The 13,343-nt window shown below is 69.9% G+C and carries 9 protein-coding genes; 2 read left to right on the plus strand and 7 right to left on the minus strand.

What is annotated here, in order from left to right:
- Positions 1 to 152: 152 nt before the first annotated feature.
- Positions 153 to 1,052 carry a LysR family transcriptional regulator gene (locus J2Z30_RS21490; RefSeq protein WP_044566777.1) on the minus strand — a complete coding sequence of 300 codons (900 nt, stop codon included), beginning with the start codon at positions 1,050 to 1,052 and terminating at the stop codon, positions 153 to 155.
- A 159-nt stretch (positions 1,053 to 1,211) separates the two neighbouring features.
- Between J2Z30_RS21490 and J2Z30_RS21495 the strand changes: the two genes are divergently transcribed.
- Both J2Z30_RS21495 and J2Z30_RS21500 read left to right on the plus strand, forming a co-directional pair.
- Entirely contained in the window at positions 1,212 to 2,123 is a 912-nt protein-coding gene (locus J2Z30_RS21495; RefSeq protein WP_078956391.1) for an EamA family transporter, read from the plus strand.
- Between the two features lie 195 nt (positions 2,124 to 2,318).
- Positions 2,319 to 2,792, plus strand: coding sequence for a nuclear transport factor 2 family protein (locus J2Z30_RS21500; protein ID WP_044566775.1), 474 nt, complete (start codon positions 2,319 to 2,321; stop codon positions 2,790 to 2,792).
- Positions 2,793 to 2,953: 161 nt separating this feature from the next.
- On the opposite strand, the gene J2Z30_RS21505 is transcribed toward J2Z30_RS21500, so the two are convergent.
- The 6 genes from J2Z30_RS21505 to J2Z30_RS21530 form a co-directional block, all read right to left on the minus strand.
- Positions 2,954 to 3,994, minus strand: a complete 1,041-nt coding sequence (locus J2Z30_RS21505) for a vWA domain-containing protein (protein ID WP_044566773.1) — start codon at positions 3,992 to 3,994, stop codon at positions 2,954 to 2,956.
- Between the two features lie 113 nt (positions 3,995 to 4,107).
- Positions 4,108 to 4,680 (minus strand): SagB/ThcOx family dehydrogenase, encoded by a 573-nt coding sequence (locus J2Z30_RS21510; RefSeq protein ID WP_052701116.1) that lies wholly within the window; start codon positions 4,678 to 4,680, stop codon positions 4,108 to 4,110.
- A 114-nt stretch (positions 4,681 to 4,794) separates the two neighbouring features.
- On the minus strand, positions 4,795 to 7,071 hold the full coding sequence (locus J2Z30_RS21515; protein WP_044566771.1) for a glycoside hydrolase family 43 protein: 2,277 nt from the start codon (positions 7,069 to 7,071) through the stop codon (positions 4,795 to 4,797).
- Positions 7,072 to 7,186: 115 nt separating this feature from the next.
- Positions 7,187 to 10,840 (minus strand): alpha-glucuronidase family glycosyl hydrolase, encoded by a 3,654-nt coding sequence (locus tag J2Z30_RS21520; RefSeq protein WP_052701115.1) that lies wholly within the window; start codon positions 10,838 to 10,840, stop codon positions 7,187 to 7,189.
- 33 nt (positions 10,841 to 10,873) lie between these two features.
- The gene (locus J2Z30_RS21525) at positions 10,874 to 12,670 is read right to left on the minus strand and encodes a glycoside hydrolase family 2 (protein ID WP_044566769.1); all 1,797 of its coding nucleotides are present in this window, start codon (positions 12,668 to 12,670) and stop codon (positions 10,874 to 10,876) included.
- 58 nt (positions 12,671 to 12,728) lie between these two features.
- Positions 12,729 to 13,343 (minus strand): hypothetical protein, encoded by a 615-nt coding sequence (locus tag J2Z30_RS21530; protein WP_044566767.1) that lies wholly within the window; start codon positions 13,341 to 13,343, stop codon positions 12,729 to 12,731.

The following is a 13,343-nucleotide window of genomic DNA, read 5'->3' on the forward strand; positions in this document are numbered from 1 at the left end:
ATGCGGAGTCGTGTGGATCACGCGCGGTCCGCTCATCATTGCCGCGTCCGGTGGCTCATGGGCAGGGCGCGCGGAGTCCGGACGGGTCATTGCCGTGACGTTCCGCGCCCCCGGCGCACCGTCCACGCCGGTGGCCGGTGCGGCGATCGGGACTATGCGCTCTGCGCCGATTGCCGGATGATCAGGTCGGTCAGCAGGGCCAGCGGAGGCCAGCCGTCGCGACCCCGGCGGGCGACGGCGAAGGCGCGCAGGACGACGTCCGGCGCGGTGAGCGGCACCAGATGGACACCGGGCGACGTGGGGGTGCCCAGCGGCAGCAGCCCTACGCCCATTCCTGCCGCGATCATGCCCTGTACGAGGTCGAGGTTGTCCGCCTGGTGAGTGAGGTGGGGGGTGAAGCCGGCCATGGAGGCGAGCGTCCGGATGACGGTCTCGTCACCGGTGTTGCGCGAGTTGCCGATCCAATCCGCCGTGCGGAACCAGCGGAAGACCTCCGGGGCGCCCGGTGCCGAGGGACGGGCGGCGTGGTCGGGAATGCCCAGACCCCAGGGGGCGGTCCACAGTGGGGTGATCACGACCGCGGGGTCCGGTTCGGCCGGTGCCAGGTTGTAGTCGTAGGTGAGCGCGAGGTCGGCCTCGTCGTTCGCCAGCAGATGGAGGGCCTCGGCGGGTTCGTGCTCACGGACCAGGATGCCGAGCTGAGGATGGCTTGTCGCCAAGTTGCTGATGATGGGCAGCAGTTGGGCTCGGATAGCCGTGGCGAAGCCTGCCACGCGCACCGTGCCGGTCGGCGGGGCGTCGGGACTCAGGTCCCGCCGCGCGGCCTCGACTGCCGCAAGGATCGTCACGGCGTGTTCCGCCAGACGGCGGCCCGCCGGCGTGAGCCTGACCCTGCGCCCATGCGGCTCGATGAGTGCCGTTCCCATGTCCTGAGCCAAAGCGGCGACCTGTTGAGAAACCGTCGAGGTGGTCGTGCCGGTGGCCTCGGCCACCGCGCGCATCGAGCCTCTCCGGGCCAGCTCGGCCAGCATCTGCAGGCGGCGTGTTTCCATCCCTCCATTGTCCATGAATCCCGAACGAATCATTCGGGATCAACACGTGGACGTGAACGGTGTCAAGGATCTCTACTGGAGCCCATGAACGCTCCCGAACCACCTGAGGCGCTCCCTCCCCGTCGCTCGCGCCATGCCGGCGCCGGGGCCGGTTTCCTCATGGCCGCCACCTCGATGTGTACCGTGCAGCTCGGATCGGCTCTGACGGTTCCGCTGTTCGGACAGCTCGGCGCGCTGGGAACCGCGGGCCTGCGCCTGGGCTGGGCGGGGCTGATCCTGCTGGCCGCCATCCGCCCCCGGCCTCGTGATTTCACCTCCCGGGATCTCCTTGCCTGCATAGTGCTCGGTCTCGTGACCGCCGGAATGATGGTCTTCTTCATGCAGGCGATCGCCCGTCTCCCGCTGGGGACCGCAAGCGCACTGGAATTCTTGGGACCGCTCACTGTCTCCCTCTTCGGGCCGAGGAAGGGACGCCTGATCTGGGCGGCCGCGGCGGCGGCGGGCGTCGTGCTGCTGACCGAGCCCTGGCACGGTGGCGCCGACCCTGTGGGGGTGGGGAGCGCGCTGCTCGCCGCGGGGTGCTGGGCCGCGTACATTCTGCTGACCCAACGGGTCGGTGATCGCGTCACCGGCCTGAAAGGGCTGGCTGTCTCCATGCCGGTCGCCGCGGTGGTGGGCCTGGGTATCGCCGCCCCGGGCCTCGCCGAACACCTCACGTGGTCACCGCTGTGGACCATGCTGGCTCTGGCGGTGCTCAGCCCCGTCATCCCCTTCGCTCTCGAGTTTCTCGCCCTGCGTCATCTGACCACGTCCGCGTTCGGCACTCTGATGAGCCTCGAGCCCGCCATCGCCCTCATGGTCGGTCTGCTCGTTCTCGGCCAGCGCCCCGGGACGGCTGCGACAGTTGGCCTGGTTCTCGTGGTCATGGCCAGCGTCGGCGCCACCCGCGCCGGTGTCCGTCCCGCGGCATCCTCCGAACGGGCACCAGCTTTCCGGTACGAGCCCGGCCCGGAGCCCGTGCGACGCGATCAGGACCGGGCTGCCGTCTGCCGGGGCAGCCAGCCGCTGTGATCCGTCAGCACCGGGGTAGCCCTTGTGTGCTCGCCCGAGCAGTACGGCCGGCCGGCGGGGATGCGGTCGATCGGCGGCAGCGTTCATTCAGGTGTCAGAACGTGCCAAGCTAACGTGTCGCCACCGGCCGATTCGCAGCCTTGTCGTCGCCGGGGGCAGCACGCTGAAGATCTCCCGCTTCGCTTGGAGGAGACCATGTCCGCATCCACCGGCATGCCCGCCGATCCGACGTCGAGCCACCGAGCCATCGAGAACTTGATCGCACGTTACGCCGAACTCGTGGACGACGGCGATTTCGCGGGACTCGGCACGCTTCTCGCTGAAGCCACCTTCTCGGGCACTGGCGAGTCTGTCAGCGGGCGCGACGCGATCGAGGAGATGTTCAAGGACACGTTGATCGTCTACGCCGACGGCACGCCGCGAACCCATCACGTCACCACCAATGTTGCCATCGAGGTCGATGAACAGGCGAGCACGGCGGTCTCGCGTTCGTACGTCACCGTGTTCCAGGCACTGCCCGACCTGCCGCTGCAACCCATCGCCGCCGGTCGGTACCACGACCGCTTCGAGCGCCGTGATGGGCAGTGGCGCTTCGCAGAGCGACGGGTCCGCATCAACCTGATCGGCGATGTGAGTCGCCACGCCCGCCGGGCTGCCGCACGGCGGTAGTCGCCCCCGGGACGGGCCCGTTTCGGTTTCCCCCCCACACAGCCGACGTCAGGTCAGCCCGTTGAGCCCCTGCTTGTGAGCGAGCCGGCGACCCCGGACCACGGGGTCGCGGCCCCTCGCTCACCGCGACGGACTGGGCTCGGGTCCCAGCTCGCGGCGCCTCAGATCATCAGCAGCAGCCGGGTGTGCGGGACCAGCTTCCGGTTCACGCTGGTGCTCTGCACGAATATCGTGAAGTCGTCGTTGCGGTCCGGATTGACGCGAACTTCCGTGTCCGGCAGGCCGAGCAGGGATCGGGCCTCCGGCCCCGTGTAAACCCGGTCCGTCTTCTTCTCCAGCACCGCGATCTGCTTTCGCGCCTGGATTTTCTCCGACTTGCTCAGCTGATAGAACGCACAGCCGGTACGGAAGGTGTGTCCGCATTCGATGACCCATTCCCGGATCGCCGCTTCCCGAGCCACCGGAATCAGCTGGTATTCCGACGGGTCCACCGGGGTGAGACCGGCCGCCTCGATGGTGTCCTTGTTGACCGCCTCCGCGCCCGTGGAGAACACCGCCCGCGATCCCCGGATGCCTTGTGCCCGGCCCACCATAAAGTTCTCGGTGGCCTGCTGGATGACCTGCCCTGCCTCCTCCAGGCCCTGTGTGCTCGTGGCGTCCCAGATGGCGATGTTGTCCTTCGGGAAACCGCACTGCATGGCCTCGCGCTTGCCCATCTGGTCCGGCACAAGGACGGCCAGTGTCCAGTTGTCCTCCTGCGTCGCCATCATCTTGGCCACGGCTTGCACCAGTTCACGTGGATTCTTGGTAGGGGCATCCAGGCAGCGATGACTCGCGTTCTCCTGGCCGTCCGTCAGCACGAACGTCAGGAAGCTGTGGTCGCCGTACAGCTGAGCCGTCTGCGCCAGCTCCCGCTGCGACTTCAGTGAGGCCGCCAGCAGAGCCGTCATTCCACCGACCCGGTAAAGCTGCTTCAGGGACGGCATCCGCAGCACGTCCTTGTCGTAGATGGCGCACTCCACCTTGTCGGCGAAGACGTACACCGTGACGCGGGTTTCCTGGTCCAGTTCCTTCGAACGGCGGGCCAGATACGCAATCTGCTGGTCGGCGACTTCGACGACCTTGCGGCTCAGGTGTGACATGGACGAACTGGCATCCAGCACAAGAGCAACGTGATTGATGTAGTTCTGGTTTCCGGACATGGACGCTCCCCCTTTTCCTTTTCGATGCTCCTACCTTCTCACCCACCACTGACAATCGATCCTGGACTCCGATGCGTGGGGAGGTGGCGGCGACGACATCGTCAGGTGGAGAATCAACCCCGCCCATCGGCCGGATGACCGACACCGAGCAGTCCCAGTGGGTGCTGACCGGACGGGACGACCGCGGGGGTGAGTCCAAGGAGCCGGTCGTCGTCGAACCCGGCAACGAGCACGGCGCCCAGGCCCGCCTCAGTGGCCTGGAGATAGACGTTCTGGCTGGCATGCCCGGCCTCCAGCCACACATAGCGCGCACCCCGCCGCCCCAGCGGCGGCTGATCGGCGAAATGGCGCGCAGCCGCCTCCAGATCACCACTGAGCAGCAGCAGTGCACCCGCGCGACGCAGCCAGTCGTGGTCGGCGAGGGTAGTGCCGGCGACCCGGTCGCGGTGGTCGCCGGCAGTGATCAGAGTCAGCACATCGCGCTCGGCGTCGTACCGGTAAGTCCCGGCGGCGAGGCCGTCGACGTTGCCCGCGACCACTGTGAGTGTCAGTGGATACAACGCGTGTGCCGACGGGCATGTGCGGTGCTCACCGGTTGTCCGCCCCTGCGCCGCCCACACCATGAGTGCGACCTGGGCGATGCTCAGGGGCCGGGCCCCGAAGCCGCGTGTGCTGCGTCGCCGCATCAGCAAGGATCCCAGACCCGCGATCGGAGGCGTGGGCCGGACAGGCTTCAGAGGCACTTCCCGCTGTGACATGAGTCCAGACAAGCACACCCGGAAGGGGCGGCGGGAACGGCGTCAGGAGTAGAAGCGCACGTAGTCGAAGCGCGCGGTCACTCCCTCACCGGCCAGGGAGACGAGGCCGATGGACGGGTCGGAGCCGGCGGGCAGATGCCAGACCCCGCCCCAGATGTAGTGCTCACCGTCCCGACTCGTGGCCGGCTGGAATCTGTGCTCGCCCGTCTTCGGATCGACGGTATGGCGAAGCCGCAGCCACATGGTGTCGGCCGACGGGCCCAGCTGCAGCTCCGGCCAGCTGTCACGGTCCCGGCCGATCCACAGGAAAGCCTGCCGTGATGGACCGGTCCGTGTCGGAGCCAGATGGATCGAGTCCTCCGGGCTCCGGAAGGCGATGATCCCGGCCTGGCTGCGCCCGTCGGGGGCGTCGCTGATCGGGAAGCGCAGCTTGGTCTCGACCGTGTAGGTGCCGGTCGGAGCGTCACGAAGCAGCGCCGATGCCATTGTCCCCTTGCCGGAGAAGTCGGCATCCTGCGTCGGCCACACGTACTGGCCGTCGGCGACCTTCCCGTCGGCGGGGCCGAACCACTTCCAGCCGTCCAGCCGGTCGTCGTCGAAGTCCTCGTCGTACTCCGGCAGCCGGGCTCCGACCCCGGGGTCCGGCTGTTTGACGGTCACCGGCGTGTAGAGCCGGGTCACGCCGACGTTGTCCGCCTCACCGGCGCCGCGGGTCGAGGCGACACCGCCGCGGCGCCAGTCCTTTGGCACGTCCACCGTCAGTTCGGCCAGCGGCATGTCGAGCATGGCCGAGCTGACCTGTACGTGCGCCGCCCCGTCGCGGATCTCGGCCGTGAGCGAGTGCCAGGTCCGCGGATCGGTGTCCGCGTGCAGCCGCGCGGTCCGCTTCCGCACCACCTTCCGGTCCCGGGTGACCTCGACGGAGAGCGTGCCGGTGGAATCCAGCCAGGCCACGGCGTGGTCGGACCGGCCCGCGGATGCCAGGACCAGGCCGACCCGGCCTTCGTCGTCGCGCAGCCGGACGTCGGCCTCGAGCCTCACATCGCCGTCCGGGGCCCGCCGCGGCAGCAGCAGCTGCGGGGCCGCGGCCCGGGACCGGCCGCGGGCATAGCGTCCCGAGTCGGGATCCGAACCCGTGGTCCACGAGCCGTGTCCGAGGATGTCGAAGCCGTCCAGGCCGTCGTCGAAGGTGCTCCCCGAGCCCCAGCCGCCCATGGGCGCGGACTGCCGGTCCTCGCTGGTCCAGGCGCCTGCGCGGACGGTCGGCCAGCCGTCGATCCAGTCGAGCCGGTCCATCATGGCCGGCCGTCCGCCCCAGTTCGGATCGCTTTCGTGGCGGTCGAATCCGTTGGTGAGGATCCAGTCCTGGCCGGACTTGTCGACGACGTTCGCCGAGTGGCCCGTCGCGACCCATTTGTTGCCGTTCGGCGCGTTGACGATCGTGCCACCGGGGTGCAGGTCGGCGAGGCCGACCCCCTCGGCGTCGGTGAACGGGCCCATCGGGTCCTTGGCCCGCCCGACGAACACCGGATAGGCGCCCTTGTCACGGGCACAGCAGCCCAGGCCGGAGTAGAACAGGTAGTACCAGCCGTCCCGCTTCACCGCGTACGCGGCCTCGCCGCGCCGGGCGCCGACCACCTGTACCGGAGTGCCGACCGGCGCGGTGCCCTCCTCGTTGAGGCGCACCGCCTGGATGCCGCCGTCGCGGAACGAGCCGTAGTAGAGGTACTTCTGGCCGTCGGAGTCGAGGAACACCGACGGATCGATCTGATTGACCGTCGTCCCGTACGGCAGCACGGGGTGGCCGATGTCCTTCCACGGACCGGCCGGGTGGTCCGCGGTGGCCAGCGCGATGGTGTTCTTGTCGTCTCCGGCGACCGAATAGTAGAGGTAGTACTTGCCGTTGAGGTACCGGATGTCCGGGGCCCAGTAGTAGGTGCTCTTGAAGTCGCGCCATTCCGGGTGGTTGTCGGGTCCGAAGACGTCACCGACGTAGGTCCAGTTGACGAGGTCGGCCGATCGCGTGATCGGCATGAAGTGCTGCGACTCCCACGGGCCTCCCTGGTTGTCCCGGCGCATGCTGGTCTGGGTCGCGTAGGCGTACCAGTAGCCGTCCTTGCCCCGGATGATCGATGGGTCGGAGAAGGCGTCCGCGACCTCGTCCATCACGGGGTTCTGGTACGTCCCGGGCGGATCGGCGGGATCGGCCGCGGCCGGTCCGGGATGCGCGCTGCCGAGGCCGAGGACCATGAGCAGGGCGAGGAGGACGACGCCGGGTCTGCCCCGGACCGCGGGGAATCGTGCTGACTTCGATGCCATGTGGGGAGCTCTCCTTCGTGGATGCCGGAGGTGTCAGAGATGCCTGAGACAGCGGAGATGCCGGGTCGCGGGCCGCGCCCGGAGGAACCGGTGGGCGTACGGCGCGGGGGTGGGCTCAGACGACGACCAGGGCCGCGACGCGCCAGAGGCCGTTCAGCTTCGAGCCGGTGATTTCCAGGTCGGCGGTGCGCCCGTCCGCGCCGCCGTCGAGGCCGAAGGAGAACCAGACGAAGGCCCGGCTGGGCAGGCTGTCGTCGCCGGAGCGTCCGAGGACCGTGCCGTCCTCGGAGATGGTGGTGACACCCGAATCGGTGAGGGAGTCGCCGGTGAGCACCCACACCGTGTGCTTGCCGGCCGGCACCGGGATGCGCAGGACGCTGGGCTTGCCCTTCTGCATGACGATGTCGCGGCGCAGATCGTCGGCGTTGCCCCGGTCGCGGGTGATCGGCCGGTCGCCGACCCAGCCGAAGCCGCGGTCGTCGGTGTAGTCGTCCTCGGGCGACAGTCTGGTGTACCCGGTCAGCAGCGGGCTGGACGGCGGGCCGGCGTCGAACGCCGTGGCCGCGTCATCGGGGTGCGGCGTGGTGACCACGGACACCGACCGGCCGCGCTCGACCTCCTCGTCGCCGCTGCTGAGCCGGATCTCGACGGTGGCGAATCCCGGAGTGGCCACCGGGGTCGCGGTGACCGTCAGCTCTCGCTCGGCTCCGGCGGCGACGGTCACGGTCCGCTCGGTGCCGGACCAGCCGTCGGGGGTGACCAGCCGGGCGGTGACGTCGCGGTCCTTGGGTCCGGTATTGCGTACCAGCACCGTGACCGGGTTGGCCCGGCCCGTCCACCACACCGGATCCGCCGCCGCCCTCAGCACTACCAGGGACGGTGCCGGGGCGGCCGGATCCGTGATGGCGAACGCGGACAGCCGCCAGGGGCCGCCCACGCCCGTGAACGTGATGTCAGTGGTGCGGCCGGTGGCACCTCCGTCGAGGGGGAGCTCCAGCCAGGTGAAGGTTCCGCCGGGCTGCTTCGGACTGGTGGCGGCGGTGGCGCCGTCCACCGCGATCCGGGTGGGCGAGGCCGTGGCGCCGGTGTCACCGACCAGCGCGTACCCGGTGTGCTTGCCGGCCGGCAGGGCGACGCGCAGCACCCGGGACGAGTTGTGCCAGAGATGGTCGCGCAGCAGGGGCTCGCCACCGCGGTCCCTGGCCGACGGGGCGGCGCCGACCCAGCCGTGGCCCACCGGCGCGGACCAGGCCGACTCAGGGTTCAGCGCGTCGTAGCCGGGCATCGAAGTCCCGTTCCGTGGACCGGCGTTGAGCGCCATGAGGCAGCGCCCGCCATCGGGGGCGACGACCAGGGACGGCGGCCGGCCGTCGAGCCGGGTGAGCTTCGGCGCCACGTCCAGGTCCAGGGCGGCGACGGTGCCCGGCAAGGGGGGTGTGACCGGCAGCTCGAACTCCGCGGTCGCGGCGGCGGCCGCGGACTGTTCGGCGGGCTCGGTGTGCCAGTCCGCCGACGGTGGCCGCAGTACGACCGTGAGGTCGCGATCCCGCGCCGAGGCGTTGGTGACGGTGACCGGCAAGAGGTTCGGCCGACCGCCGAGCAGCACCCGCGAGCCGTTCAGCGCCGCTTGCAGCCATTCCCGCTTCGCGTCGACGACGCGGCTCCTGTCGAAGAAGAATCCGACCACCGTGTCGCGCCAGAACGTCGCGTGCTTCCGCTGGGCCTCGAAGCCCGCCTCGATGGCGGCATGGCGCTGCCGGTCGACCTCCCCGGACAGTTCGCTCCACTCGGCGAGGAACCGGCCGACGCGGTCGACCCCGGTGAAGTGCGTATCGTAGATGTGCTGGATGACCGTCTTGCCCGACCGCAGCCGATGGTCGTACGGCACCCAGTGCATGAACAGCAGCAGGTCGTCGGGGCAGGTCGCCGTGGACTCGTAGCGCTTCTGCCACGGCCGCGGGTAGAGCCCGGTGAAGCCGCTGCCGGTCGCCTCGGTGCGGTCGAACCCGGTGCCCTCGGTCGTGGAGTGGTGTGACTGGAAGAGGGTGCTCAGCGGGCTCGGGTCGAGATGGTCGCCACCGGGGTCGGTGAGATAGCCCATCCCCAGCGGCGAGGTGTAGTCCTCGTACGTGCGGCGCGAGTGCATCAGGATGTCGGCCACGGTCTCGGTGACCGTGCCGTCGTGGCCGAAGGTCCGCGCGGCCCACTCCGCGGCCAGCTCCCGGGGATCGGCGTCCGGGTTCCAGCACAGCCCGCCGAAGGCGTAGGTGTTCGCCGCTCCCAGCAGATAGCCGGTCCAATTGCGGGCGTTGCCGAAGTTGCTGACCCCGGCGATGCCCGCCCGCGGCGCGCGTCCATCGCCGTCAGAGAGGATGTCGGCGACGGTCGGTCCGGTGCCGGGCCCCCGCGTCGGGAAGGTCAGCACCTCCCGCCACAGCGGAGCCAGATAGGTGGTGTGGATCTCGTGACCCGTGTACTCCTGCGTGAGCTGGAGTTCCAGCATCTGGTTCGTCTGGCGCATCGCGCCGAACAGGGGGTGTACGGGCTCGCGGATCTGGAAGTCGATCGGCCCGTACTTGGTCTGCAGGATGACGTTGTCGTCGAACGTGCCGTCCAGCGGGGCGAACACCCGGTACTGGTACTCCGCCCAGTCGCCGAAGTCCTCGTGGACGAAGCTGCGCCAGACGATCTGCCCGTCGTGCGGTGCGACCGTGCGGGCCAGCATGTTCGCGCCCTCGGCATGGGTGCGTCCGTAGTCGAGCGGGCCGGGCTGCCCCTCCGAGTTCGCCTTCACCAGGAACCCACCGAAGCCGGGCAGGCTCTTGAAGACTTCGGCGCTCTTGTCCCGCCACCACCGCTGGACCCGTCGATCGGCGGGATCGGCCGTCGTGATCGGATCGGCGTCGTCCGCGGTCAGGATCATCGGGCTGGCGTAGTTGACGGACAGCCAGGTCGAGATCCCCCACGAGTGGAGAAGTGCCGCCAGGGGGCCGAGTCTGGTCAGCATCCCGCTGGTGATGAAGTCGGCACTGGCGTTCACGTTGTTGAGCACCGAAGCGTTGATGCCGATCGACGCCATGGACCGCGCATAGTCGACGACCCGGTCGGAGATGTCCGGCAGCTTGTCCCACTCGAAGATCGAAGTGCCTGCGTAGCCACGCTCGATCGACCCGTCGAAGTTGTCCCAGTGATTCATCATGCGCAGTGCGGTCCGCGGCTTCTGCAGGACCGACAGCCCGTGCAGTGGACGCTCGAGCTGCAGCAGACGGATGAGATGGAAGACCCCGGCCAGCACGCCCCGATCGCTGTGGGCCCCGATGACCAGCCGTCGCCGCCCGCCCGGCGTGCCCGTCATCTCGATCACGAACCCCTGCTCACCGATCCGGGCCAGCCGATCGGGACTCACCTGGGATCGCACGACCGGCGACTCGTCCACCGTGCCGATGACAACCGAGGCCCGATCGGCGGGAACCCGGGCCGGTGCGCTGCCGGTGCAGCCCTCGACGGCCCGCCGCAGCTCCAGCTCGGCGTTCCCCATGACGCCGCCCTCGCCCTGACGCGCCAGACCGGCCAGGGCCTTCCGGTACTCCTCGAGCCGCCGGGGATCCGTAGTGGGGCGGTAGCGCAGCCATAGATCGTAGCCGTCCTCATCGGGGATGCCCGCCGACGCGGCGAAGCCGGCTGCCGTGCTCCATGGGCTCAGCACCGAGGCGAGGGCGAGCGCGGATGCCTGGAGCACTCGGCGACGGCTGTACTCGGATCGTGCCATTGCGGTTTCTCCTCTACGGAAGAACGAGACACGCTATACAGGGGGTCGGGTGAGAATTCGGCGCAGTTCGGCCGGGGGGATCTTCGGCCGGCGGTCCGGTGTGAGCAGGCCGTTGGTCTCCTGTTCCGTGTCGGTGAACTGCGTGTAGCAGAAGCCCGCGAGCCCGGAGTCCACCGCGGCGGCCACCAGGTCGGCGAGGCGTTCGGCGAAGTCCTCCTTCGTGGCGACGGTGTCGTAGCCGAACCACTCGGCGCCCTCCGCCGGTTCGAAGGTGGCGCCGCCGAACTCGCTGAGGACGACCGGCTGCCCTTGGTGGCGGACGCCGTCCAGGGTCAGGCGTTTGGCGCCGGGCCACTGCTCGGCGATGTCGCCCTGCCGCAGCGAGGCGTGGCCGTAGCGCTCGCGCAGTACGTCCCCGTGCTGGGTGTAGTCGTGGACGCCCCAGATGTCGGCGGCGGAGATCTCCCAGCCCTCGTTCGAGACGGCGGGGCGGGAGGGGTCGAGGGCCTTGGTCAGATGGTAGAGAGCGTCCATGAAGTGGCGCTGTGCGGGGACGAGCGCCGGGTTCGGCACGGACCAGGACTCGTTGATCGGGACCCAGGCGACGATCGAGGGGTGGCTGAGATCGCGGGAGACGGCTTCGGTCCATTCGGCGACCACGCGCTCGACGGTCTGCGCGCCGAACGCGTACGCCGACGGCATCTCCTCCCACAGCAGCAGCCCGAGCCGGTCGGCCCAGTACAGGAAGCGCGGGTCCTCGATCTTCTGGTGGACGCGCAGCCCGTTGAGGCCGATCTCCTTCGCCAGTTCGACGTCGCGGCGCAATTCGCCGGCCGAGGCCGACAGATGCGAAGCGGGCCAGTAGCCCTGCTGGAGCGCGAACCGGAGGAAGTACGGCTTGTGGTTGAGGAGGAAGACGCCGTCGTCCCAGCCGATGTCGCGCAGGCCGAGGTAGGACGTGACGCGGTCGACCGGTGTGTCATCGGCCGCGTCACGCAACTCCACCACCGCGTCGACGAGTTGAGGCCGCTCCGGACTCCAGAGCAGGTCGTCGAGGTCCTGTCCGTGGCGCAGGGCGGGCACCGCGACGTCGAACTCCGTCTCCTGGCCCTCGAACAGCGTCCGCTGCTCGGCGAGCACCCGCTCGCCCCGTATGAGGCGGACCGTCACGGTGAGCGGGCGCTGCGGCCAGTGGCCCAGGCGCAGCCGGCAGCGGACGCGGGCGTGGGCGACCTCGGGGGTCCAGTGCAGAAGCGTGATGTGCTCGGCCGGGACCTCTTCCAGCCACACCGGCTGCCAGATCCCGGAGGTGCGGTGGTACCAGATGACATGCGGATCCCGGCGCCAGTCCTGTTTGCCGCGTGGCTGGGCGGCGTCGAGCGGCTGGTCCTCGGCGCGGACGACGACTGTCTGCTCGCCGTCCCGGTCGACGGCGTCGGTCAGATCGCAGCTGAAGCTGGTGTGCCCGCCCTCGTGACGTCCCACCAGGCGGCCGTTCAGCCAGACCTCGGCCCGGTGGTCGACCGCACCGAAGTGCAGCAGGAGTCGCCGTCCGGCGGCCGGCCGGGGCACGTCGACCGTGCGCCGGTACCAGAGCACGGGGTGGAAGCCGGTGTCCGCCACGCCCGAGGCCGCGGACTCGGGCGGATAGGGCACGGTGACGGTGCCGGTGAACGGTGCGGAGGTCGCCGGGTCCATCCACCGGTCGGCGCGGCCGCGGTCCTCGTCGTCGTGGGCGAACTGCCAGGGACCGCCGAGGTCGCGCCAGTCGGGATCGCGGATCAGCTGCGGCCTCGGATGGTCTGCGGCGTCCAGGTGCGGATAGGGCATGCGTGAGCTCCGGTGATGTGGTGCGTGGGTGGGGGATGGAGAGGTGCCGCGCTGCCGTTCAGTTCTCCAGGGCGTCCGCTGGGGAGCGGAGGTCCACGACCGTGGCGGCGAACGCCAGCGGTCCCGGCAACAGCGGAATCAGCAGCGGAATCGACCAGGCCAGCAGCCCGCCGAGGATCACCCCACCGGTCAGGAGAAGACTGCCGCGCGGGTCCGCGGCCGAGCGGAGCAGCGCCTCGCGTGCGGACAGCAGGTGCGGTGTCTCGAGCGCGGTCGCCCGCAGCGCCACGACCGTGGCGCCCAGGACGAGCAGCGCGAGGGCGGGCGCCATGACGGCCGCTCCGGGCAGCGCGGCGCGTATCAGCGCGGCATCGATCAGGACGACCACCGCGAGCAGCGGCGGCACCAGACCGAGGGCCGCCGAACGCGCGGACAGGTGGGCACGGAGGTGAGCCCCGTACGTACCGGCTGTGACCTGGACGCTGTTGCCCGCGGCCTGCCGGAGCGTCGCGGACGCGGCGGCGAACGCGGCCGGGGCCGTGACGACCGGCAGGCAGGCGGCGCTGGTGAGCAGGGAGACGAGCAGCATGTCGGCGAAGAGGGTGAAACCGGAGCCGAAGACCTCTCCGGGTTCCCGGCGCTCGCGCCGGGGCGCGGTCGGTGCGTGGGCCAT

The organism is Streptomyces iranensis, from assembly GCF_017874715.1.
Classification (GTDB): domain Bacteria; phylum Actinomycetota; class Actinomycetes; order Streptomycetales; family Streptomycetaceae; genus Streptomyces; species Streptomyces iranensis.